Source organism: Acidovorax sp. GW823-FHT05D11, assembly GCF_058795695.1.
The window spans coordinates 3655001-3679084 of record NZ_CM179502.1 but is presented as its reverse complement, the minus strand read 5'-3'; the positions used below and the strand labels follow the sequence as shown (position 1 = coordinate 3679084).

Genomic DNA, 24084 nt, shown 5'->3' with positions numbered 1-24084 from the left:
CCCCTCCGGGGGAAGGCGCCGAAGGCGACACAGAGGGGCTTCCTTTCATGCCGCCATCACGCGGTTCTTGCCCGAGCGCTTGGCCAGGTACATGGCCTGGTCGGCGCGGCGGATGGTGTCCGCGCTGTCTTCGCTGTCGTGCAGCTGGGCGACCCCGGCGCTGAAGGTGATGAGCACCTTCTCGGAGCCCTGCAGGAAGAAGCGTGTCGTGAGCTCCCGCTGCAGCCGCGTCATGGCGGCCACGCCGCTTTCCACGGGGGTGTCCGGCAGCACCAGCACGAATTCCTCGCCGCCGTAGCGTGCCAGCAGATCCTGGGGGCGCATGACCTCGCGGGTGACCTGCGCCAGGTGCACCAGCGCCGCATCGCCGCCGGAATGCCCCAGTCGGTCGTTGATGGTCTTGAAGTTGTCCACGTCGAGCAGCGAGAGGCACAGTGGAGACCCCAGGCGGCGCGCACGCGCGATTTCGCGCTCGATGGCCTCGTCCAGGCCCTTGCGGTTGAGCGAGCCGGTGAGCGGGTCGTGCCGGGCCTGCTGGCTGGCGCGGTCGAGCTCTTCCTGCAGCTTGGCCACTTCGGCGCGCTTGGCTTCGGTGCGCTCGCGCAGCTCGTGCAGCTCGTCGTGCGTGACGCGGCTGTCCAGCGCCATCGCGCGGGTGGCGGTCATCACCTCGTGCAGCACGGGGGCGATCTCCTCCAGCGTGTTGGCCTTGCCGATCAGGTCGGCGCACCGTGCCATCGTGCCCTGGTAGGTGGTGCTGGACGCCGTGATCCGGGCCAGCCGTTCGATGAACGTGGCCAGCATGTCCTTCATCTGCTCCTGGGCCTCGACCGTGCGGGCCTTGGCCTCGGCCTGCTTGAAGATCACGTCCTTGAGCCGGCGCTGCACGTCGTCCAGCCGGCGCAGCGTGAGCGGCGGCGTGGACGCGGCCATGAGCGCCTCGGCCTGGCCGTGCAGCCAGCGGTCTTCCAGGCTGAGCACGGCGATGTTCTCGAACACCATGTGCAGCAGCTCCAGCAGGCTGGCGCGGATGGAGGCCTGCTCCTCGGTGGCGAACGACAGCCTGTAGGTGAAGTTGCCCAGCATGAGCTGCACCGTGGAGATGGGGGGCGCGGGCTCCTTCAGGAAGGTGATGAGCTGCTGCGCCATGTCGATCACGCGGGCATCGTCTTCACCAAGCGCGGGCAGCGTGTTGTCGATGAGGCGCGCCAGCATCTGCGCAAACTCGTCCGGCAGGATGCCTGGCGAGGCAGTGGCCGCGGCCCCGGGGGCCGGCTCCACCGGCGCCGATGCCGCCGTGGCGGGGTTCAGGCCCAGGTTGGCGTAGCCCACCAGCACACTTTGTAGCGAAGTCCAGTCTTTGTTGTTGACGGCGCGTTCGAATTGGCCCAGCAGGCGCTTCTGTGCGGGCGTCTGCCCCGGCAGCACCCTCAGGATGTGCTGCAGGGGGCCTTCGGGAAATGGCTGCGGGCTGCGGACTCCTGCGATCTCGTCATACAGCGCCAGATAGTTGTCGGGCGTCGGGGGAAGGCGCCGGGTGGCCAGCTGCTTGAGCGTCTCGCGCGCGATTTCGGAAGGTGGTCGGTCGGCCATGTGCGGACACCAGTGTCAGGGAGAAGCAGGATGCGCGAGTGTGACACAGCGGCCGGATTCCCGGGGCCTGGATGAAGCCGGGCGGCGCGCCCGGCGGGCCACAGGCTCAGTTCACCATCACCAGCTTGCCCATCACGCCCCGCGAACCCATGTGCGCATAGGCGGCGGGCAGCTCGGCCATGGGCATGGTGCGGTCGATCACGGGCTTGATCTTGCCCTGGGCATACCACTGCGCCAGCTCGCCCATCATGGCGGCATTGGCCTTGGGTTCGCGCTTGGCGAAGTCGCCCCAGAACACGCCCACGATGGAGGCACCCTTGAGCAGCGCCAGGTTGAAGGGCAGGGCCGGGATGGGGCCGGAGGCAAACCCCACGACCAGGTAGCGGCCGCGCCAGGCGATGGAGCGGAACGCGGGCTCGGCAAAGTCGCCGCCCACCGGGTCGTAGATCACGTCCGGGCCCTTGCCGTCGGTGAGCGCCTTGATGGATTCGCGCAGGTTGTCCTTGCTGTAGTTGATGGTGGCGTCCGCCCCGATGGAGGTGCACAGCGTGCATTTCTCGTCGGTGGAGGCGGCAGCGATCACGCGTGCGCCCATGGCCTTGGCGATCTGGATGGCCGAGGTGCCCACGCCGCCGGCGGCGCCGAGCACCAGCACTGTTTCGCCGGCCTTGAGCTGGGCGCGGTCCACCAGCGCGTGGTACGACGTGGCGTAGATCATGATGAAGGCTGCAGCATCCACGTGCGAGAAGCCGTCGGGCAGGGGCATGCACAGCGCCGCGGGCGCGATCGTGTGGGTGCCGAAGCCGCCCGTGCCCGACAGGCAGGCCACGTTCTGGCCCACTTTCAGATGCGTCACGCCGTCGCCCACGGCGGCCACGACGCCCGCGTATTCAGAGCCGGGCACGAAGGGCAGTGGCGGCTTCATCTGGTATTTGTTCTGCACGATGAGCAGGTCGGGGAAGTTCAGGCTGGCTGCCTTGATCTCGATGAGCACCTCGCCCGCCTTGGGCGTGGGCGTGGGCAGTTCGGTCCAGGCCAGGGCGTCGACGCCGACGGGGTTGGTGCAAAGCCAAGCGTGCATGGGAAAAGTCTCCTGTCAATGTGGGACGCATGATAGGCGGGGCCTGCCGGGGCGCGATGTCCCACGAGCGACGGCTTGCGCCTGCGTTGTGCAGGGCAGGGCCCGGGGCACGCCACCTACAATCCGTTGCAACCCCTTCTGCAACCATGAAAATTCTGATTTCCAACGACGACGGCTACCAGGCTCCCGGCATCGTGGCGCTGCACGATGCGCTCAAGACCCTCGACGGGGTGGAGGTCGAGGTGGTCGCGCCAGAGCACAACAACAGCGCCAAGTCCAATGCGCTCACCCTGCATTCGCCGCTGTATGTGCACCAGGCGCACAACGGCTTCCGCTACGTGAACGGCACGCCCGCAGACTGTGTGCACATCGCCCTCACCGGCCTGCTGGGCTACCGGCCCGACCTGGTGGTGTCGGGCATCAACAACGGCGCCAACATGGGCGACGACACCATCTATTCCGGCACCGTGGGCGCGGCGATGGAGGGGTATCTGTTCGGCATCCCCGCCATTGCCTTCTCGCAGGTGGACAAGGGCTGGGGCGAGATCGAGGCGGCCGCGGCCAAGGCGCGCGAGATCGTCGCGCAGATGCGGGCCCAGCGTCTCGTGACAGAGACCCCATGGCTGCTGAATGTGAACATTCCCAACATGCCGCTGGAGGCGCTGCAGCCCCTCAAGCTGTGCCGGTTGGGGCGCCGCCACGCGGCCGAGCGGGTGATCGTGCAGGAAAGCCCCCGGGGCGAGGCGATGTACTGGATCGGCAGCGCGGGGGCCGCCAAGGACGATGCGGAAGGCACGGATTTTCATGCCACGGCGCAAGGCCACGTGTCGATCACGCCGCTGAAGGTGGACCTGACGGACCACGACAACCTGGGCTACTGGGCACAGACCGCGTCCCGCCTTGTGGCAGGCGTGGCCGGGGCGCCGGGACCGTGATGCAGCGCCGCCCCGGATTCCCTGCCAGGTTGCCAGGATCTGGACCTTCTCCCGCCAGGCCCGCCCCGGTCGCTCCGCCCGCGCGCCAGCCGGCGGCGGCGCCGGTGGGGGTGGGGCTGGATTCGGCGGCGGTGCGCGCGCGCATGGTGCACAAGCTGGCGGCCGGAGGCATCACGTCGCCGGCGGTGCTGCACGCCATGGGCACCGTGGAGCGCCATCGTTTTGTCGACAGCGCGCTGGTCAACCAGGCGTATGAGGACACCAGCCTGCCGATTGGCCTTGGGCAGACCATTTCCAAGCCGAACGTCGTGGCCCGCATGTGCGAGTTGCTGCTGGGCGCCGAAGGCGCGCGCGCGGGCGGATTGGGACGTGTGCTGGAGATCGGCACGGGCTGCGGCTACCAGGCGGCCGTGCTGAGCCACCTGGCGCGCGAGGTCTATACCCTGGAGCGCCTGCGGGGCCTGCACGACAAGGCGCGCCACAACCTGCGCCCGTTTCGCCTGGCCAATGTCCACTTGCTGTTCGGGGACGGCATGCTGGGCTACGCCAAGGGCGCGCCTTACGCGGCCATCATCGCTGCCGCGGGCGGGGATGCCGTGCCGCAGGCGTGGTGCGACCAGCTGGCGGTCGGAGGGCGGCTGGTGGCGCCCATGGCGGTGGCAGGCGGGCAGCAGATGTTGCTGGTGATCGACAAAACCCCGCACGGATTGAAACAAAACGTGCTCGAGCCCGTACATTTTGTCCCCCTAAAATCGGGGATTGCCTGAAGGGAAATGCTTATGTTCGTATCGCGTGGTCTTGTGGTTGGGTTTACCGTGGCGCTGGCGGGGCTTGCGCTCACCGGTTGCGGCACCCGGCTGAACAAGGCTCCTGTGGAAGACCGGGGCACATCCTCCTCGTCCTCCGCGCCTCCGCCAGCGGCCCAGCCCGGCGTGGTGGTGGGGACACCCCTCAAGCCGCTGCCCGGCGCGGAAAATGCCGGAAAACCAGGCTACTACACGGTCAAGCCGGGAGATACCCTCATTCGCATCGGCCTGGAGTCGGGCCAGAGCTGGAAAGACATTGCGCGCTGGAACAACCTCGAGAACGCGAATCTGATCGAAGTGGGCCAGGTGCTGCGCGTGGCGCCGCCCGCGCCCGCCTCGCAGGCCGTGGCCGCCGACAGCGGCGTGGTCACCCGCCCGGTGACCTCCTCGACGGTGACACCCGCCAACCCCGCCAGTGCGGCCGTGCCCCCGGCCAGCGCGGCCAAGCCCGCCACCTCGGCGGCCTCCGGCCCCGTGGTGGCCGTCGCGCCGGCAACGCCGACACCGTCGTCGGGCGCCGCGGAAGACGACATGGCATTCATCTGGCCCGCTCCGGGCTCGCTGATCGCCGGGTTCGACGAGGCGCGCAACAAGGGATACGACATTGCTGGCAAGGCGGGAGACCCCGTCCTGGCCGCCGCCGACGGCCGCGTGGTGTATGCGGGCGCGGGGCTGCGCGGATACGGCAACCTCGTCATCCTCAAGCACAACAACACCTTTCTGACAGCGTACGCGCACAACCAGACCCTGCTCGTCAAGGAGGACCAGTCCGTGCGCAAGGGGCAGAAAATTGCCGAGATGGGCAGCACCGACGCCGACCGCGTCAAGCTGCACTTTGAAATCCGCCGGCAAGGCAAGCCCGTCGACCCGTCGCGCTACCTGCCTGCACGTTGATTTCCGCCGTGGCTTCGCCGCCAATGGGCGCAACGGGCATGCCGCGGGAATCGGCCGGGGCAGCGGATGAGCTGCTGGCCGACGAGTCGGAAGGGCTGGCGGACGAGTCCGGGAGCGAGCTTCGCTCCATGCACATCGGGGCCGGACAGCATGGCGTGCGGCTGGACCGGGCGCTGGTCGATCTGGTGCCCGAGTTTTCCCGCAGCTACCTGCAGCAACTGCTGGCGCAGGGGCTGGTAAGCCTCAATGGCAAGCCGCTTCCCAAGGCGGCAGCGCGCGTGAAGGCGGGCGATCAGGTGGTGCTGGAAATGCGGCCCACGCTGCAGAGCCAGGCCTTCCGGCCTGAGTCCATGTCCATCGACGTGGTGTTCGAGGATGCCCATCTGCTGGTGGTGAACAAGCCCGCCGGCCTGGTGGTGCACCCCGCGCCCGGGAACTGGAGCGGCACCTTGCTCAACGGCCTGCTCGCCCGCGACGAAAAGGCGCTGACCGTGCCGCGCGCGGGCATCGTGCACCGGCTCGACAAGGACACCAGCGGGCTGATGGTCGTTGCCCGCGACCGCGCCACCATGGACGCGCTGGTCGCATTGATTGCCGAGCGCAAGGTGCAGCGGCAGTACGTGGCCATGGCCCACGGCGCATGGTCGGGTCCCAAGATCCGCACGGTGGAAGCGCCCATTGGCCGGGATCCGCGCAACCGCCTGCGCATGGCGGTCGTCGACCTGGCGACCCATGCGGGCAAGCTCGCGCGCACCGACATCCGGTGGCTCGCTGGCGCGGACGAGGGCTGCTGGGTGCAATGCACCCTGCATACGGGCCGCACGCACCAGATCCGCGTGCACATGGCGTCCTTGCGGCATCCGTTGGTGGGGGATGGCCTGTATGGCGGCGCGCCGGTCGGCAGCCTGCAGCGGCAGGCGCTGCATGCCTACCGCCTGGCCTTCTCGCACCCTGTGACCGGCGAGGCGCTGGAATTCCGGGCGCCGGTGCCGCAGGACATCTGCCAGGCCCTCTCGTCATGGGGGCTGGGCTACAATGCGCCCTGACGGCCAGACTGGCCCCAGCCCGAAGACGGAATCCCGCCGGGCTCTTGCGTCGCGCCAGCACCCTTGCACAGCGCGCCATTGATTGCCCCCTGCTGTTGATGTGACACCCGTTGCAACGCGTGGCACTTTTCCAGGAATCGCTGAACCATGAACACGGTGGATGCCAAAAGGGTCCTCGAAACTGCGTTGATCTGCGCGCAGCAGCCTGTGCCTTTGCGCGAGCTGCGGGTGCTGTTCCATGACGCGCTGGGGTCGGACACGCTCAAGGTATTGCTGCAGGAGCTGCAGCTGGAATGGACGCAGCGTGGCGTGGAGCTGGTTCAGGTGGCCACGGGCTGGCGTTTCCAGAGCCGGCCCGAGATGCGCGAGTACCTCGACCGGCTGCACCCCGAAAAGCCGCCGCGCTATTCGAGGGCCACCATGGAAACCTTGGCGATCATTGCGTATCGCCAGCCTGTGACGCGGGGTGATATCGAGGACATCCGGGGGGTGACGGTCAACAGCCTGATCGTCAAGCAGCTGGAAGACAGGGGCTGGGTCGAGGTCATCGGCCACCGGGAAACGGTGGGGCGTCCGGCGCTGTTTGCGACCACGCGGCAGTTTCTGGATGACATGGGGCTGCAGTCGCTGGACCAGTTGCCGGTGCTGGATGACCCCACCGGCAATGCCAATGTCCTGGAGGCCATGGCCGCTGCCGCCCAAGGGGTGATAGAGCCGGAGCCCGAACCGGCAGCGGAGCTGGTCGCTGCGCCATCGGAGCCCGGCCCGGGCCAACAGCCGCCAGAACCGGGCGCGGCGCCGGATGCGGTGCTGCCCGTGGAAGACTTTTTTCAGAATGCGGAGACGGATCTCCGCGACGACGATGCCGATACCCCGGGTGGTATCCAGGGAAATACTTGATGAACGATTCGACCCCCGAAATGCCGGCTGATCTGCCGGAGGCTGCGCCTGCGCAGGCGGCTGCGGCGCCGAAGAAACCTGCTGCCAAGCGCGCCCCGCGCAAGAAGGCGGTGCCGGTGGCTGTGGTTGCCGAGGAGCAAAGTGCTGCTGGCGACGCCATCGCTTCGGCGGCCCCCGAGGCCGTTTCTGAGGTGGAGCCCGTGACAGCTGCGGAGTTGTCGCCCGAGGCGCCCTCCTCGTCGCAGGTGGTTGCAGGGCCCGAGGCCGAGACTGCGGCGGCGCATGCGGAAGGCTCTGAGTCTGCGGGCCAGCCAGGGCAGGGCGGCCGCAGGAACCAGGGCCAGCCCGGCGGCAGGCCGCCCCAACGCCCCGAAGGTGCCGGGCGCGACAGGCGCAAGGCGGCGCCGGCGGTGGATGGCTATCAGTTCGAGGATGTGGTGTCGGGCCGCTTCGATGAGGATGATGCGTCGGCCGACGCCGTTCCCGCCAAGCGCGTATTGCTGCCCCAGGTGGAAACGCCCAAGCTTCACAAGGTGCTGGCCCAGGCGGGGCTGGGGTCGCGGCTCGAGATGGAGCAGCTCATCCTGGAAGGGCGCATCTCCGTGAACAACGAGCCTGCCCATATCGGACAGCGCATCCAGTTCGGAGACCAGGTCAAGGTCAACGGCAAGCCCATCCGCTACCGGATCGACCCGCCGCCCGCGCGCGTGATCGCGTACCACAAGCCGGTGGGCGAAGTGGTGACCCATGACGACCCCCAGAACCGGCCCACTGTCTTTCGCAAGCTGCCCCGGCTCATGCAGGGCAAGTGGCAGTCTGTCGGGCGCCTGGATCTGAACACCGAAGGCCTGCTGCTGTTCACCAGTTCCGGCGAACTTGCCAACAAGCTCATGCACCCGCGTTTTGGCTTGGAGCGCGAGTACGCCGTGCGGGTGCTGGGCGCCTTGAGCAACGAAGAAAAGCAGAAGCTGCTGGATGGCGTGCGCCTGGACGATGGCATGGCATCCTTTGGATCGATCGAGGATGGCGGTGGCGAAGGCTCCAACTGCTGGTACCGGGTCACCATTTCCGAAGGGCGCAACCGCGAGGTGCGTCGGATGCTGGAGTCTGTGGGACATGCGGTCAGCCGGCTGATCCGTATCCGGTACGGCGCCATGGTGCTGCCGCGCGGGCTCAAGCGCGGCGCCTGGCTGGAACTCGATGAGAGTGACATCCGCGCCCTGGTCCAGGCCGCCGGTGCCGGACGGCCGGAGGCTCCGGCCGAAGGCCGGTTGGAAGAGGGGCCGGGTGCGGGCGGGCGCGGCGGCAACAAGCGCAACCGGGGGCGCAACGGGCCCCGCGTGGGCGACGGCCCGCGCCGCGACATGTCGCAGGGGGCGCCGGGCGGCCCCCGCGGCCAGAAACCCCGCCGTGACAATGGACAACAAGGTCAGGCCCGCGGCAACAATGCCGGCGGCGGTGACCGCCAGCGCGGGGCGGCACAGCCGGATCCGATGAAGACCTCGGTGGGCTATATCGGCATGGACAGCCTCTCGCGGCACCGCCAGGACAAGCGGCGCCCCGGCGGAGGCGGCCCTCGCCGCGGGGGCGGCGGGCGCTGAGCGCACGCTGCGCCGGTCTGCCCGGTTAGAATCGAGGGCTTTGTCCAGTGGGCAAACGAATTACAGCAACATCATCCATTCAGGAAATCAACATGGCAATCGAACGCACCCTCTCCATCATCAAGCCCGACGCAGTGGCCAAGAATGTCATCGGTCAGATCTATGCACGCTTTGAAGCTGCCGGCCTCAAGGTCGTGGCTGCACGCATGGCCCACCTGTCGCGCCTGGAAGCCGAGCAGTTCTACGCCGTGCACAAGGAGCGTCCTTTCTTCAAGGACCTGGTGGACTTCATGATCTCCGGCCCCGTGATGATCCAGGCCCTGGAGGGTGAAAACGCGATTCTGAAGAACCGCGAACTCATGGGCGCCACGGACCCCAAGAAGGCAGAAGCCGGCACCATCCGCGCCGACTTCGCTGACAGCATCGATGCCAATGCAGTGCATGGTTCCGACGCAGCTGAAACCGCCCAGGCAGAAGTGGCCTTCTTCTTCCCCGGCCTGAACATCTACTCGCGCTGATATGGTGCTCCCCATGCCTGTTCCCGCAATCGTGGGACACCTGCGCCATGGGGACGACCGCGCTCGGCCCGTCACTGGGAGGGCGCGATGACCACCACCAACCTGCTGGAATTTGACCTCGACGGCCTGGCTGCTTTCTGCCAGCAACTGGGCGAAAAGCGGTTTCGCGCCACCCAGCTGTTTCGCTGGATCCACCAGCGCGGCGCCAGTGACTTTGACGCCATGAGCGATCTGGCCAAGGCCCTGCGCGACAAGCTCAGGGGTTGCGCCCGCGTCGAGGCCTTGCCGGTCATCTCAGAGCATGTTTCCTCGGACGGCACGGTGAAGTGGCTGTTCGACGTGGGGGATGGCAATGCGGTGGAAGCCGTCTTCATTCCTGAGGATGACCGCGGAACGCTGTGTATTTCCTCCCAGGCCGGCTGTGCCGTGGGGTGCCGCTTTTGCTCCACGGGGCATCAGGGTTTCAGCAGGAATCTGACCACGGGCGAGATCGTCGCGCAGTTGTGGTTTGCAGAGCATTCCTTGCGCAAACGCCTCAAGTCCGAAGATCGGGTGATCTCGAACGTCGTGATGATGGGGATGGGCGAGCCGCTGCAGAACTACTCGGCGCTCGTGCCCGCCTTGCGTGTCATGCTCGATGACCATGGGTATGGTCTGTCGCGGCGGCGGGTGACGGTATCCACGTCGGGCGTGGTCCCCATGATGGACCGCCTCTCGCAGGATTGCCCGGTGGCCCTGGCCGTGTCTTTGCATGCGCCCAACGATCCGCTGCGGGACAATCTGGTACCGCTCAATCGCAAGTATCCGATCGAAGAGCTGCTGGAGGCCTGCAACCGCTATCTGGCGCACGCACCGCGTGATTTCATCACTTTTGAATACTGCATGCTCGATGGCGTCAATGACCAGCTGGAGCATGCGCAGCAGCTGATCGAACTGGTCAAGCCCGCCCGCGGCTCAGGGGTGCGCTGCAAATTCAATCTCATTCCCTTCAATCCATTTCCCGCATCGGGGCTGTTGCGATCTGCGCAAAATCAGGTGGTTGCATTTGCGAAGGTCCTGAGCGATGCAGGTATTGTCACAACGGTGCGCAAGACCCGGGGAGATGATATCGACGCGGCCTGTGGCCAGCTCGCGGGAGATGTCAAGGATCGCACACGGGCCGCCGAGCGCATGGCAAAGCAGCGGACAATCGTGCTCAAACCGGTGACTTGATCAGCAAGCAATCGGCATACTTCAAGGAGGCTCTACATGGTGGGATTGGTTGGAAGCTGGCAGCAACTTGGCCGCTGGACACTCACGGCATGTGGCGTGCTCGCATGCATGTCCGTACTGCAGGGGTGTGCGACCAACAACAGCATGTCCACCGTGGATACCAATGCGGGATTGGTCACTCCGTCCGATGAGCCTGAAACGCGGCGCCGTGCCCGCATCCGCCTGGAGCTTGCATCCAACTATTTCGAGAACGGCCAGACGGCCGTGGCGCTTGATGAAGTCAAGCAGGCGCTGGCGGCCGATCCCACGTATTCCGACGCCTTCAACCTGCGCGGCCTCATCTACATGCGGCTGAACGATTTTGCGCAGGCGGACGACAGTTTTCGCAGGGCGCTGGCGCTCAGGGGGAACGATCCCAACCTGTTGCACAACTACGGCTGGTTGCTCTGCCAGCAGCAGAAGTACGCAGAAGCGGACCAGCAATTCGGGCGGGCGCTGGCCAATCCTTCCTACACCGCGCGCAGCAAGACACTCATGGCACGCGGGCTTTGCCAGTCGGGGGCCGGTCAGTTCGCCGAAGCCGAGCAGTCACTGCTCAAGGCCTATGAACTGGATGCCGCCAACCCCGTGGTGGGCTACCACCTGGCTGCGCTTTTGTTGCGGCGCAACGAGCTGACCCGCGCCCAGTTCTATATCCGGCGGCTGAACAACAGCCAGTTTGCCAACTCCGAATCGCTGTGGCTCGGAATCAAGGTGGAGCGTGGCCTGGGTGACTCCGTGGCCATGAAGCAGCTGGCGGAACAGTTGCGCAAGCGTTTCCCGGATTCGCGGGAACTGGGGGCATACGAGCGTGGGGTTTTCAATGAGTGAGGTTCTGGAGAGTGGTGGAATGACAGCGGGTGGATTGCTCAGGGAAGCGCGGCAGGCATCCGGCATGCACATTGCCGCCTTGGCCGTGGCGCTGAAGGTGCCGGTCAGCAAGCTGGAGGCGCTGGAGGCCGACAACTACGAGGCGCTGCCTGATACGGTGTTTGTGCGGGCGCTGGCATCCAGCATCTGCAGGACACTCAAGCTCGATCCTGCGCCCGTCCTGTCGCTGTTGCCGCAAAGCAAGAGTCCGCGTCTGGCCACGGACAGCGCCGGTCTCAATGCACCCGTGAAGGGCGGTTCTGGCAAGTCGTCTTCGTCCTCGGGGTCCTTTTCGGGATCCACTTCGCGGTCCGTCACCTTGGTGGTGCTGGCGCTGCTGGTGGGAGCTCTCGTCCTTGTTTTCTTTCCCCGCCAGCAGGACGGGGCGACGAGCACGACAGGCGCAGTGCAGGCAGCTGCCCCGGTGACGGCCGCTCCTTCGGTCATCGCGGAACCTCAGGCCAGCCCCGCACCCACAGAAGTATCGAGTGCCGCGACCGGCGTTGCCGAGCGCAAGCCGGAGAGCCCCGCGCCAGTTGCGGCGGGGCGCCCCGATGCAGCCGCGCCCGCGGCTGCCAATGGTGTTGCATCGGCCCCGGTGGCGACCGCCAGCGCAGCCGCCCCCCCCGCAGGTGCGCTGGTGCTGCGCGCGCGCAGTGAATCCTGGGTGCAGGTGCGGGACTCCGCAGGCGCGGTAGCGCTGCAGCGCAATCTGGTCGCGGGCGAGTCGGTGTCGGTCGCCGGGTCGATGCCTTTGGCGGTTGTCATCGGACGCGCGGACGTGACGGAGGTCTTCGTGCGCGGCAAGCCTTTCGACCTGACGACTGTGTCGCGTGAAAACGTTGCTCGCTTCGAGGTGAAATAGTGGAACAGGTATCTGGTGATATGGGGCCCATTGCGATTGCATCCCCTTTGCCTCGGCGCTCACGCCAAGCCAGGATCGTGTGGGGATCCCGTGTCGTGACGGTGGGCGGCGATGCGCCCGTGCGCGTGCAATCCATGACAAATACCGATACGGTGGATGCCATCGGCACGGCCATACAGGTCAAGGAGCTGGCGCAGGCGGGTTCGGAGTTCGTGCGGATTACCGTGAATACCCCCGAGGCCGCGGCGGCAGTGCCCTATATCCGGGAACAACTGGACCGGATGGGGGAAAGTGTGCCGCTCGTGGGGGACTTTCACTACAACGGGCACCGGCTGCTCACGGATTTTCCCGATTGCGCACAGGCGCTGTCCAAGTACCGCATCAATCCGGGCAATGTCGGCAAGGGTGACAAGAGGGACCGGCAGTTTGGCCAGATGATCGATGCCGCCATGCGGTGGAACAAGGCGGTGCGCATCGGGGTGAATTGGGGCAGTCTCGATCAGGATCTGCTGGTGGACCTGATGGACGCCAACAGCCGCCGGGCCTCGCCCTGGGAGGCGCGCCAGGTCATGTATGAGGCGCTCATCACGTCGGCCATCGAGTCCGCCCGCCGGGCCGAGCAGATGGGGCTGGATGGCAATCAGATCATCCTGTCGTGCAAGGTCAGTGGAGTGCAGGATCTGATTTCCGTCTATCGTGAGCTCGCACGCCGCTGCGACTATGCGCTGCATCTGGGGCTGACGGAGGCGGGCATGGGAACCAAGGGCACGGTGGCGTCGGCAGCCGCGCTGTCGGTTCTGCTGCAAGAAGGCATCGGCGATACCATTCGCGTGTCCCTGACGCCCCAGCCCGGGGAGGCGCGCACGCAGGAGGTGGTGGTCGCCTCCGAGATATTGCAGGCGTTGGGTCTGCGTATATTTGTCCCCAGCGTCACGGCATGCCCGGGCTGTGGCCGCACCACAAGCACGACCTTTCAGGACCTGGCCAAGCAGATCGACGATTTTCTGCGTGCCCAGATGCCCGTATGGCGGGTTCGTTATCCCGGCGTCGAGAATCTGCGCGTCGCCGTGATGGGGTGCATCGTCAACGGTCCTGGCGAAAGCAAGCACGCAGACATCGGCATCAGCCTGCCCGGTACGGGTGAGGCGCCTGCGGCCCCTGTGTTCATTGATGGCGAAAAGGCCCTGACTCTGCGCGGCGAGAACATTGCCAATGAGTTCCATCAGATCGTCGAGCAGTACATTGAAAAGCGTTTCGGTGCCGCGGTTCCCGCCGCCTGACCCGCTGCATCCGCGCCGACAGCCCTTGCTCGGCCCCCGCAGTGGGGCCGCAAGGAAGCTCTCTCAAAATAATTGGATAAGAAAAGAACAGCTGTGAGTAACGAAAAAAGCGCCACCTCGCCCAAGCCGGAAAAGCTGGTGGCCGTGAAAGGCATGAATGACATCCTGCCTCCGGAATCTGCCCGCTGGGAGTGGCTGGAGGCCAAGGTCCGGGGCCTGATGGCGCGCTACGCCTACCGCAATATCCGTACGCCGATCGTCGAGCCCACGCCGCTTTTTGTGCGGGGGCTCGGCGAGGTGACCGATATTGTTGAAAAAGAGATGTACTCGTTCGAGGACCGTCTCAATGGCGAGCACCTGACCCTGCGCCCCGAGGCGACGGCAGGCGTCGTGCGCGCCGTGGCCGAGCATTCCATGCTGTACGACGGGGGCAAGCGCCTGTACTACATGGGGCCCATGTTCCGCCACGAGCGTCCGCAGCGCGGGCGGTATCGCCAGTTCCATCAGATTGGCGCCGAGGCGCTGGGTTTTCCGGGCGCCGAAGTCGACGCGGAACTGATTTTGCTGGCCCAGGCGCTGTGGCGTGAACTGGGGCTTCAGAATGTGCGGCTGGAGCTCAACAGCCTGGGCGAGCCCCATGAACGCAAGGCCCATCGTGCTGCGCTGATCTCGTACCTCGAGCAGCATGCCGATGTGCTGGACGAAGAAGCACGCCGGCGCTTGCACAGCAACCCCCTGCGCATTCTGGATACCAAGAACCCCGCCATGCAGGCCATCGTGGAGGCCGCACCTCGGTTGATCGATTTCCTGGGGCCAGAGTCGCTCGCGCATTTCGACGCAGTGAAGTCCATCCTGAGTGCCAATGGCGTCGCATGGACCGTCAATCCGCGCCTTGTCAGGGGCATGGACTACTACAACCTGACCGTGTTCGAGTTCGTCACCGACCAATTGGGCTCGCAGGGCACGATTTGTGGCGGCGGCCGCTACGACTACCTGATCGGTCAGATTGGTGGCAAGGCTGCGCCAGCGGTGGGCTGGGCGCTGGGGGTTGAGCGTGTGCTCGAACTCCTCAAGGAGCAGGCCAGCGCATTGCCGGCGCTGGCTCCCGATGTGTATGCGGTGATTCCCTCGGCGGCGGCGTTGCCGGTGGCGGTTGCGGCCATCGAGCGCCTGCGGCAGCTCGGCGTCAGTGTGCAGATGCATGCTGCGCCCGCAGGCGGTGAAGGAATGGGCAGCATGAAGTCCCAGTTCAAGAAGGCAGATGCGAGCGGCGCGCTGCATGCACTGGTCTTTGGCGACGATGAGCTCTCCCGAGGGATGGTTGTTGTCAAGTCCTTGCGCGATGGTGTCGGAGCGCAGGCCGAGCAACCGCTGGACTCACTGGTCGAATGGGTGTCCCACCTACAATCCAACCGCTAAACAGAACATATTCCATGGCAAATCACCTAGATCTCGAAGAACAAGAACAGCTTGACCAGCTCAAGCATTTCTGGAACACCTGGGGCACGCTCATCAGTTCGGTACTGATTCTGGTGGCGGGCTCCCTGGTTGCGTGGAACGGATACCAGTATTGGCAAAACCGCCAGGCGAGCCAGGCCGCGGCGCTCTTTGATGCCGTGGACGTGGCTGCCCGGACGGGGGATCAAGCGCGCATGGCGCAGGCGTTTGCCGACCTCAAGGCCAAGTATTCGGGCACTACGCAGGCGAGCCAGGCCGGCCTCGCGCTCGCCAAGACGATGGTGGATGCCGGCAATGCCGATGGCGCGAAAGAAGCGCTGGCCTGGGTGGCCGCCCAGTCCGGGGATGATGGCCTCAAGGCGCTGTCCAGGTTGCGCTTGGCCAGCGTGCTGATGGACCAGAAAAACTACGATGAGGCGCTCAAGCAGGTGTCTGGCAGCACTCCCCTTGAGTTTGAAGCGGTGTTCGCAGATCGCAAGGGTGATATCTATTCCCTGCAGGGCAAGCGCACAGAGGCGATCGCGGAGTATGCGAAGGCATACAAGGCCTTCGAGGAGAGTGTGGAGTATCGGCGCCTCGTGGAAATCAAGCTTGGTGCCCTGGGGGTCTCGCCGCAGGGTATCGCGGTGGCTGAGGCTGCTCCTGTGGAAGGGGTGAAATAACCATGGCGTTCATTTGTGCAAACAACACGCCGGGCGGGCGGATGCTGCTGCGTGGCGTTTCGTCCGCGGTGCTGGTCGCCACGTTGGCCGGGTGTTCGCTGTGGAGTGGCAGCAGCTCCAAACCCGTACCTGCCGATCTGGGGGCCAATGTCGCTGTCCTGGGTGTGCGGCAGGCATGGACAGCGCGCATCGGCAATGTTGGAGGATTTCCGCTGGAGGTCCACTCCGCAGGCAATGTGGTGACCGTGGCATCCGCTGACGGTGTGGTGGCTGCGATCGATGCGCGCACCGGTGGAGACGTATGGCGCACCGCACTGGCCGAGCCCTTGTCCGCGGGTGTGGGAAGCGATGGAAAGTCTGCGGCTGTCGTGTCCCGCAGCAACACGTTGATTGTTCTGGATGCCGGCCGTGAGCGTTGGCGGCAATCCTTGGCTGCGCAGGTATTCACGCCCCCCCTGGTCGCTGGCGGGCGTGTCTTTGTGCTGTCGACGGATCGGTCGCTGGCCGCCTACGATGCTGTGACGGGGCGCAAGCTCTGGAGCCAGCAGCGCCCTGGAGACCCCTTGGTCTTGCGCCAAGCCGGCGTACTCCTGGCTGTGGGAGATACCTTGGTGGCGGGTTTTGCCGGCCGCCTTGTGGGCTTGAACCCGGACAACGGCAGCGTTCGCTGGGAGGCGCCGCTGGCCAGCTCGCGCGGTACCAATGATGTCGAACGCCTGGTGGAACTGGTCGGCCGTACCAGCCGGGTAGGGGACTCCGTCTGTGCACGGGCCTTCCAGTCGGCTGTGGGTTGCGTCAATACGGCCAGAGGCGCGGTGGCCTGGACGCAGCCGGCCAGTGGAGCCGATGGAGTGCACGGCGATGGCGAAGCGCTGTTCGGGGCCGAGAGCAATGGCACGGTGATTGCGTGGCGCCGCAGCGACGGCTCACGCCTGTGGGCGACGGACAGGCTCAAGCACCGCAAACTGACAGCGCCTTTGCTGCTGGGGCGCTCGGTGGTGGTCGGGGACGATGCAGGCCTCGTTCATCTGCTTTCCCGTGCGGACGGTTCTCCGCTTAACCGCATTGCCACCGATGCATCCGGCATAGCTGCGGCGCCTGCTGTCGCTGCCGATACGCTGGTGGTGGTCACGCGAAACGGTGGCGTCTACGGATTCCGTCCTGATTGATGGATCTTATTCAATGAAGCCAGTTATCGCCCTCGTCGGGCGTCCGAATGTCGGCAAGTCCACGCTTTTCAACCGTCTGACCAAGTCTCGCGACGCCATCGTGGCGGATTTCGCCGGGCTGACGCGAGACCGGCATTACGGCAATGGCAAGCAAGGCAAGCACGAGTACATCGTCATCGATACAGGGGGCTTCGAGCCTGATGCATCGAGTGGCATCTACAAGGAGATGGCCAAGCAGACGCAGCAGGCCGTTGCCGAGGCGGATGTGGTCATCTTCGTGGTCGATGCACGTGCCGGCGTTTCTGCGCAGGACCATGACATTGCAAACTACCTGCGCCGCCTTGGCAAACCCTGTGTGCTGGTCGCCAACAAGGCGGAGGGCATGCTGGAAGGCGTGCAACTGGCAGAGTTTTATGAGCTGGGGCTGGGCGAGGTGTATCCCGTGTCCGCGGCGCATGGGCAGGGTATCCGCAGTCTGGTTGATATCGCCCTGGAACCCCTGCAGCTTCCTGAGCCGGACGACTCCGAGGCCGGCTCCGACAAGAGCATCATCAAGCTTGCCGTCGCAGGGCGGCCCAATGTCGGTAAATCGACGCTGATCAACACCTGGCTTGGCGAGGAGCGCCTTGTCGCGTTTGACATGCCGGGCACGACCCGGGATGCCATCACCGTGCCATTCGAGCGCAATGGCCAACGCTTCGAGCTGGTCGATACGGCGGGGTTGCGCCGCAAGGGCAAGGTGTTTGAGGCGATCGAGAAATTTTCGGTCGTGAAGACTCTCCAGGCCATTGAATCGGCCAACGTGGTTCTGCTGCTGCTGGACGCGACCCAGGGGGTCACGGATCAGGATGCGCACATCGCAGGCTACATCCTTGAAAGCGGCAGGGCCGTGGTGGTGGCTGTCAACAAATGGGATGCCGTGGACGACTACCAGCGCCAGTTGCTGGAACGGTCCATCGAGACCCGGCTCGCCTTTCTGAAGTTTGCCTCGATGCATTTCATTTCCGCCAAGAAGCGGCAGGGGCTGGGGCCGCTGTGGACGTCGATCGCCCAGGCGCACAAGGCGGCAACCTGCAAAATGTCCACGCCGGTGCTTACACGCCTGCTCCTGGAGGCTGTGCAGTTCCAAAGTCCCAAGCGGGCAGGCATGTTCCGCCCCAAGATGCGGTATGCACACCAGGGGGGCATGAACCCGCCGGTGATCGTGATCCATGGCAATTCGCTCGAACATGTCACCGATGCCTACAAGCGCTTCCTGGAAGGACGCTTCCGCAAAGAGTTTGATCTGGTGGGCACGCCGCTGCGGATAGAAATGAAAACCTCCCACAATCCTTTTGCCGACAAGGACGAGGCCTGATCCAAAGGCTGGAGCCCTGAAGGGCCATGCACTACCAGCCCGATTTGCCCTTCGGGCTGTGGTAAGGTGCTGGTTTACAACAACATTTTGAACACGGAGAATATCGTGAGCAATAAAGGCCAGCTTTTGCAAGATCCCTTCCTCAACGCGCTGCGTCGGGAGCATGTTCCTGTTTCCATCTATCTGGTGAATGGAATCAAGCTGCAGGGGCAGATCGAGTCATTCGACCAGTATGTGGTGTTGCTGCGCAATACAGTGACCCAGATGGTTTACAAGCACGCTATTTCCACCATCGTGCCAGGTCGCGCCGTCAATTTTTCCACCGCCGACACCCCTGATGCAGATAGCAGCAACGCTTGAGTTGTTGTTTCTGAACCGGTCTTCGCTTCTTGCACGGATGGTGCGAGAAGGCTATCTGATTTGCATGCGATGACATCTTCGCGCGTGGACGGCACCCCGGTGCTGCTGGTGGGGGTGGACTTTGGTTTTCCCCATTTTGATGGCGATCTCGAGGAATTGGGCCTGCTCGCACAGACGGCGGGCATGAACCCGGTTGGCCGCCTGACATGCAAACGCAAGGCCCCGGACGCGGCCTTGTTTGTCGGAAGTGGCAAGGCAGACGAAATTCGCACTGCGGCACAGATGCACGGTGCGGTAGAGGTGCTGTTCGATCAATCGCTCAGCCCAGCCCAGCAACGTAACCTGGAGCGTCACCTTGAGCTTCCAGTCAACGACCGCACGCTGCTGATTCTGGAGATTTTTGCCCAGCGCGCCCGCAGCCATGAGGGCAAGCTTCAGGTGGAGCTCGCGCGACTACAGTACCTCAGTACCCGCCTCGTGCGTCGATGGTCTCACCTGGAGCGTCAGACGGGTGGGATTGGCGCACGTGGTGGCCCTGGCGAGAAGCAGATTGAACTCGACCGCCGGATGATTGGCGACGCCGTCAAGCGCACCCGCGAGCGTCTTGTCAAGGTCAAGCGGCAGCGGTCCACCCAGAGGCGGCAACGGGAGCGGCGCGACACCTTCAATATTTCATTGGTCGGCTACACCAATGCGGGCAAGTCCACCTTGTTCAATGCGTTGGTGAAGGCCCGTGCCTATGCCGCAGACCAACTGTTTGCCACGCTGGACACGACAACGCGCCAACTGTATCTGGGCGCTGCAGGACAATCAGTGTCCCTCTCCGATACGGTGGGATTCATTCGGGACCTACCCCATGGCCTGGTGGATGCATTCCAGGCGACGTTGCAGGAGGCCATTGATGCGGATCTGCTGCTTCATGTGGTGGATGCCTCCAATCCGGGTTTTCCGGAGCAGATGGCGCAGGTCCAGAAAGTGCTGCATGAGATCGGGGCTGCGGATATTCCTCAGATATTGGTGTTCAACAAGCTGGATGCGCTGCAGGCGGAGCAACGTCCCCCGCTTCTGGAGGATCAGTACGATGTGGACGGGCAATTGTTCCAGCGCCTGTTCGTGAGCGCGCGCTCCGGCGAAGGGCTGGACACGCTTCGCCAGGCGCTTGCATCCAGGGTGGTGATCGCGGCTCAAGAAGGCATGACCCCTGGTGCCGCCATTGAATTGCCAGGGTCCGAGCCTTGATTGGGCACAATGCCAGCATTACCGATGCCATCCAGAGAACCAGAGACTTTGCGCATGAATTTCCAAAATCGCACCCTAGGCTGGACTTCGCTGCCAGCACGTATTCGGGGCATGTTCAACCTGAACGATCCCCGGTGGGGACGCGGCGAAGACAACAAGTCCGATGATGGCGCACGCCCAGAGGACCGCCCCGTTCCCCCGCCTTCGGGAAACCGGGGGGGTGACCAGCGCCCGGGCAATGGGCAGCCGCCGGATCTCGACGAACTGTGGCGCGACCTGAATCGGAAGCTGGGCGGATTGTTCGGATCCAAGAACGGTGGCGGGCGCGGGCCGGGCAACGGTGGCGGTTCGGGCGGCGGGTTCCAACCCGACATGAAGAGCGCAGGCGTTGGTGTGGGGCTGATCGCCGGGATTGTGTTTGTCATCTGGATGGGGACAGGGTTCTTCATCGTCCAGGAAGGCCAGCAGGCCGTGATCACTCAGTTTGGCAAATACAAGAGTACGGTGGGCGCGGGTTTCAACTGGCGATTGCCATACCCCATCGAGCGCCACGAGCTTGTTTTCGTGACCCAGATTCGCTCCGCCGACGTGGGCCGGGACAGCGTCATCAAGAGCACCGGCCTGCGCGAGTCGGCCATGCTCACCGAAGACGAGAACATCGTCGAGATCAAGTTTGCCGTGCAGTACCGCTTGAGTGATGCGCGCGCCTGGCTGTTTGAAAGCAAGAATCCGTCGGATGCAGTGGTACAGGCCGCCGAAACGGCGGTTCGCGAAGTGGTAGGAAAGATGCGCATGGATACGGCCTTGGCCGAAGAGCGTGACCAGATTGCACCGCGGGTCCGTGCGCTCATGCAAACCATTCTTGACCGCTACAAGGTCGGTGTCGAAGTTGTTGGAATCAACCTGCAGCAGGGGGGGGTGCGTCCACCTGAACAGGTGCAGGCGTCGTTTGACGATGTGCTGAAAGCAGGGCAGGAGCGCGAGCGGGCCAAGAACGAAGCGCAGGCATACGCCAATGATGTCATCCCGCGTGCAGTGGGCTCTGCGTCGCGCTTGAATGAGGAGGCGGCAGCTTACAAGGCGCGGATTGTTGCGCAGGCGCAAGGCGATGCGCAACGCTTCTCTTCCATCCTGGCGGAATACCAGAAGTCGCCTCAGGTGACCCGTGACCGCATGTACCTGGAGGCCATGCAGCAGATTTACGGCAATGTGACCAAAGTGCTGGTCGAGTCGCGCCAGGGCTCCAATCTGCTGTATCTGCCCCTGGACAAGATCATGCAAGGCGTGGCGAGCGGAGCAGGGCCTCTGGATGGCCCGGCTGCCGCTGCGCCCGCCCCAGCGGTGGTGCCTGCCGTGCCTTCGTCCACTTTTTCGAATGACCCCCGAGCGCGTGACAGCAGTCGCACACGCGATCGTGAATCTCGCTAGGAGCTGCTCGTGAACAGAGTCGGATTTATTGCATCTACCCTCCTGGTGGTGCTGGCCCTCATGAGCTCCATGCTTTTCGTGGTGGACCAGCGCCAGTTTGGCGTGCTCTACGCGCTGGGGCAGATCAAGGAAGTGATTACCGAGCCGGGCTTGAATTTCAAGCTGCCGCCGCCTTTCCAGAACGTGTCGTATATCGACAAGCGTCTTCTGACGCTGGACAGCAGCGATACAGAACCCATGCTGACGGCTGAAAAACAGCGTGTGGTCATCGACTGGTATGTGCGCTGGCGCATCTCTGAACCCACGGAGTACATCCGCAATGTGGGGTTGGACGAAAGCGCCGGGGCCATGCAGCTCAATCGGGTGGTGCGCAATGCCTTTCAGGAGGAAATCAACAAGCGCACTGTCAAGGAACTGCTGTCTCTCAAACGCGAGGCGCTGATGGCAGATGTCAAGCGCGAAGTGCTCGAGACCGTTCGCGGGGCCAAGCCCTGGGGTGTGGACGTGGTGGATGTGCGCATTACCCGCGTCGACTACGTGGAAGCCATCACGGAATCGGTCTACCGGCGCATGGAGGCTGAGCGCAAGCGTGTCGCCAATGAACTGCGCTCCACAGGGGCGGCCGAGGGCGAAAAAATTCGGGCGGATGCAGATCGTCAGCGTGAGATAGCGATTGCCAATGCTTACCGCGATGCCCAGAAGATCAAGGGTGAAGGCGATGCTGAAGCAGCGCGCATCTACGCCGAGGCTTTTGGCCGGGACCCACAGTTTGCCCAGTTCTACCGCAGCCTGGAGGCATACAAGTCCAGCTTCAACAAGAAGACCGACGTGATGGTCCTCGATCCCTCGTCTTCGGAATTCTTCAAGACTTTCCGAGGCGGAACCTCGGCCACGGCGCCTGCTGCCGCGGCACGCAAGTGAGTTCCACCGCCCTGGTTGTTGGTAGCTTGCCGCAGTGACTTTTGACAGCCTTTGGACGGCTCTGGCCCTCGTGCTGGTGATTGAAGGGCTATTGCCCTTCCTATCGCCACAGGGCTGGCGGCGTGCGGTCTCCCAGATTGCACTGCTGCAGGATGGCCAGATACGTTTTTTCGCATTGCTGGCCATCGTTGCCGGTGTTGCCATGCTGTGGTTCTGACCTGGGCTTGGAGTCCTGGCGGTGGAGTCTCTCGGGCCTTCGCTCTCCTCCCGGTAGAATCACGGTTTTAACAGCCTCCCCTTTTCTCCATGTCTGCTTGGGTCCTTCCGGATCACATTGCCGATGTCTTGCCGTCCGAAGCGCGGCACATCGAAGAATTGCGTCGCGGGCTGCTTGATACAGCCCGTTGTTATGGCTATGAGCTGGTGATGCCTCCTTTGCTGGAGCATCTCGAATCCTTGCTGACAGGTACTGGCGAGGCGCTCGACCTCCAGACCTTCAAGCTGGTGGATCAGCTCTCCGGGCGTTCCATGGGGCTGCGGGCGGACACCACCCCCCAAGTGGCCCGCATCGATGCGCACCTGCTCAATCGCAAGGGGGTTGCTCGGCTGTGCTATTGCGGCCCCGTACTGCACACCCGGCCTGACCGTCCCCATGCCACACGCGAGCCCCTGCAGTTCGGCGCGGAGATATACGGGCATGCCGGGCTGGAGGCGGACCTCGAGGCTTTGCAGTTGGCCCGGGAGTGCCTGCGGGTTGCGGACGTTCGTGGCACGACGATCGACCTGGGGGACGTGCGGATTGTGCGCAGCCTGCTGGCTGGCGTGCCGCTGAATGCCCAGGTGTTGAGTGCCATCCATGCCGCGCTGGCTGCCAAGGACGCTGGCGAATTGGTGTCTTTGACCCGCGCTTTCCCCGAGAAGTCTCGTAAAGGTTTGCTGGCGCTGCTGCAGCTGTATGGAGATCAGGCTGTGTTGGATGAGGCTGAAAAAGCGCTCAAGCACTTTCCCGACATTCCCCTGCTGCTATCAAATTTGAAATGGCTTGCTACCCGGTTGGAGGGGGCTACCGTGACGTTTGATCTGGCCGATTTGCGTGGCTATGCGTATTACAGCGGTGCACGTTTCGCGATCTATGCACCGGGTGCAAGCGATGCGTTGGTCCGAGGCGGGCGCTATGACGAAGTGGGGGCCGTGTTCGGCAGAAACCGCCCCGCGGCAGGGTTCAGCTTGGATCTCAAGCAGGTGGTCGGCGTAGTGTCGCCGCGTGCGTTGAAGGCGGCGATCCGGGCCCCATGGGAGGAGTCGGATGAGGTCAATGCGGCCATCGCCAAACTCCGCAAGGCGGGTGAGACGGTGGTCTGCGTTCTGCCGGGGCATGAGAGCGAAGTGGACGAGTTCCACTGCGACCGGGAACTGGTGCAGGTTGCGGGCCGGTGGGTCGTGCAGGCTGTTTGAGCAATTGAAAATTGAATTGGGTTTGAGATGAAAGCAACCAAAGGTCGCAATGTAGTGGTGGTCGGGACCCAGTGGGGTGACGAAGGCAAGGGCAAACTGGTTGATTGGCTGACAGAGAGTGCCCAAGGCGTGGTCCGTTTTCAAGGCGGGCACAACGCTGGCCATACGCTGGTGATCAATGGGGTCAAGACTGCGTTGCACTTGATTCCCAGCGGCATCATGCGACCCGGGGTGAAGTGCTACATCGGCAACGGCGTCGTGCTGTCGGCTGCCAAACTGTTCGAGGAAATCGAAGGCCTTGAGAAGGCGGGTGTCGAAGTGCGGTCACGCCTGCGCATCAGCGAGGCCTGTCCCTTGATCCTCCCTTTCCATGCTGCCATCGACGTGGCGCGTGA

Annotated in this window: 24 protein-coding genes (1 of these 24 running past the window's edge); 22 read left to right on the top strand and 2 right to left on the bottom strand. The window is 64.3% G+C overall.

The window, feature by feature from the left end; translation table 11 throughout:
- Positions 1–45: 45 nt before the first annotated feature.
- Positions 46–1593 carry a GGDEF domain-containing protein gene (locus tag AC3RCE_RS17040; RefSeq protein ID WP_218295365.1) on the bottom strand — a complete coding sequence of 516 codons (1548 nt, stop codon included), beginning with the start codon at positions 1591–1593 and terminating at the stop codon, positions 46–48.
- A gap of 106 nt (positions 1594–1699) precedes the next feature.
- A complete protein-coding gene (locus tag AC3RCE_RS17035; protein WP_218295364.1) occupies positions 1700–2674 on the bottom strand; it encodes an NADPH:quinone oxidoreductase family protein in 975 nt (324 codons plus the stop codon).
- 146 nt (positions 2675–2820) lie between these two features.
- On the opposite strand from AC3RCE_RS17035, the gene surE reads away from it, so the two are divergent.
- From surE to AC3RCE_RS16925, 22 genes are all read left to right on the top strand, one after another.
- On the top strand, positions 2821–3609 hold the full coding sequence (gene surE, locus AC3RCE_RS17030; protein WP_218295363.1) for a 5'/3'-nucleotidase SurE: 789 nt from the start codon (positions 2821–2823) through the stop codon (positions 3607–3609).
- Positions 3609–4376, top strand: coding sequence for a protein-L-isoaspartate(D-aspartate) O-methyltransferase (locus AC3RCE_RS17025; RefSeq protein WP_492244018.1), 768 nt, complete (start codon positions 3609–3611; stop codon positions 4374–4376). The genes surE and AC3RCE_RS17025 overlap by 1 nt, the downstream gene beginning before the upstream one ends.
- Positions 4377–4388: 12 nt before the next feature.
- On the top strand, positions 4389–5309 hold the full coding sequence (locus tag AC3RCE_RS17020) for a peptidoglycan DD-metalloendopeptidase family protein (protein ID WP_218295361.1): 921 nt from the start codon (positions 4389–4391) through the stop codon (positions 5307–5309).
- A gap of 23 nt (positions 5310–5332) precedes the next feature.
- Positions 5333–6355 carry an RluA family pseudouridine synthase gene (locus AC3RCE_RS17015; RefSeq protein WP_492255398.1) on the top strand — a complete coding sequence of 341 codons (1023 nt, stop codon included), beginning with the start codon at positions 5333–5335 and terminating at the stop codon, positions 6353–6355.
- Between the two features lie 147 nt (positions 6356–6502).
- The gene (gene scpB, locus AC3RCE_RS17010; RefSeq protein WP_218295360.1) at positions 6503–7255 is read left to right on the top strand and encodes an SMC-Scp complex subunit ScpB; all 753 of its coding nucleotides are present in this window, start codon (positions 6503–6505) and stop codon (positions 7253–7255) included.
- A complete protein-coding gene (locus AC3RCE_RS17005; RefSeq protein ID WP_492253532.1) occupies positions 7255–8856 on the top strand; it encodes a pseudouridine synthase in 1602 nt (533 codons plus the stop codon). The genes scpB and AC3RCE_RS17005 overlap by 1 nt, the downstream gene beginning before the upstream one ends.
- 92 nt (positions 8857–8948) lie before the next feature.
- Complete coding sequence (ndk, locus tag AC3RCE_RS17000; RefSeq protein ID WP_008905954.1) at positions 8949–9374, top strand: nucleoside-diphosphate kinase; 426 nt, start codon at positions 8949–8951, stop codon at positions 9372–9374.
- 87 nt (positions 9375–9461) lie between these two features.
- Positions 9462–10586, top strand: coding sequence for a dual-specificity RNA methyltransferase RlmN (rlmN, locus tag AC3RCE_RS16995; protein ID WP_492253531.1), 1125 nt, complete (start codon positions 9462–9464; stop codon positions 10584–10586).
- 36 nt (positions 10587–10622) lie between these two features.
- Positions 10623–11456, top strand: a complete 834-nt coding sequence (gene pilW, locus AC3RCE_RS16990) for a type IV pilus biogenesis/stability protein PilW (protein ID WP_492253530.1) — start codon at positions 10623–10625, stop codon at positions 11454–11456.
- A 64-nt stretch (positions 11457–11520) separates the two neighbouring features.
- A complete protein-coding gene (locus AC3RCE_RS16985) occupies positions 11521–12360 on the top strand; it encodes a RodZ domain-containing protein (RefSeq protein ID WP_492253529.1) in 840 nt (279 codons plus the stop codon).
- 20 nt (positions 12361–12380) lie between these two features.
- Positions 12381–13640: a flavodoxin-dependent (E)-4-hydroxy-3-methylbut-2-enyl-diphosphate synthase gene (gene ispG, locus AC3RCE_RS16980; RefSeq protein WP_492255397.1), complete on the top strand. Its 1260-nt coding sequence runs from the start codon at positions 12381–12383 to the stop codon at positions 13638–13640.
- 153 nt (positions 13641–13793) lie between these two features.
- Positions 13794–15059 (top strand): histidine--tRNA ligase, encoded by a 1266-nt coding sequence (gene hisS / locus AC3RCE_RS16975; protein ID WP_218295795.1) that lies wholly within the window; start codon positions 13794–13796, stop codon positions 15057–15059.
- A gap of 14 nt (positions 15060–15073) precedes the next feature.
- Complete coding sequence (locus tag AC3RCE_RS16970; protein WP_492253528.1) at positions 15074–15760, top strand: YfgM family protein; 687 nt, start codon at positions 15074–15076, stop codon at positions 15758–15760.
- 41 nt (positions 15761–15801) lie between these two features.
- Positions 15802–16929, top strand: coding sequence for an outer membrane protein assembly factor BamB (gene bamB / locus AC3RCE_RS16965; protein ID WP_218295794.1), 1128 nt, complete (start codon positions 15802–15804; stop codon positions 16927–16929).
- Between the two features lie 13 nt (positions 16930–16942).
- On the top strand, positions 16943–18286 hold the full coding sequence (gene der / locus AC3RCE_RS16960; protein WP_218295354.1) for a ribosome biogenesis GTPase Der: 1344 nt from the start codon (positions 16943–16945) through the stop codon (positions 18284–18286).
- A gap of 105 nt (positions 18287–18391) precedes the next feature.
- Positions 18392–18646: an RNA chaperone Hfq gene (gene hfq / locus AC3RCE_RS16955; protein ID WP_218295353.1), complete on the top strand. Its 255-nt coding sequence runs from the start codon at positions 18392–18394 to the stop codon at positions 18644–18646.
- 69 nt (positions 18647–18715) lie between these two features.
- Positions 18716–19885, top strand: a complete 1170-nt coding sequence (gene hflX, locus AC3RCE_RS16950; RefSeq protein WP_492253527.1) for a GTPase HflX — start codon at positions 18716–18718, stop codon at positions 19883–19885.
- A gap of 54 nt (positions 19886–19939) precedes the next feature.
- Positions 19940–21313 carry an FtsH protease activity modulator HflK gene (gene hflK, locus AC3RCE_RS16945; RefSeq protein ID WP_492253526.1) on the top strand — a complete coding sequence of 458 codons (1374 nt, stop codon included), beginning with the start codon at positions 19940–19942 and terminating at the stop codon, positions 21311–21313.
- A 9-nt stretch (positions 21314–21322) separates the two neighbouring features.
- On the top strand, positions 21323–22234 hold the full coding sequence (gene hflC / locus AC3RCE_RS16940; RefSeq protein ID WP_218295350.1) for a protease modulator HflC: 912 nt from the start codon (positions 21323–21325) through the stop codon (positions 22232–22234).
- Positions 22235–22268: 34 nt separating this feature from the next.
- Entirely contained in the window at positions 22269–22451 is a 183-nt protein-coding gene (locus tag AC3RCE_RS16935; protein ID WP_492253525.1) for a DUF2065 domain-containing protein, read from the top strand.
- Between the two features lie 89 nt (positions 22452–22540).
- A complete protein-coding gene (locus AC3RCE_RS16930; protein WP_218295348.1) occupies positions 22541–23689 on the top strand; it encodes an ATP phosphoribosyltransferase regulatory subunit in 1149 nt (382 codons plus the stop codon).
- A 27-nt stretch (positions 23690–23716) separates the two neighbouring features.
- A protein-coding gene (locus AC3RCE_RS16925; RefSeq protein ID WP_492253524.1) for an adenylosuccinate synthase crosses the window boundary here: on the top strand, positions 23717–24084 show its 5' portion. 1009 nt of this gene lie beyond the right edge of the window; 368 of the gene's 1377 nt are visible here — the first part of the coding sequence; it begins with the start codon at positions 23717–23719; its stop codon lies off the right edge, out of view.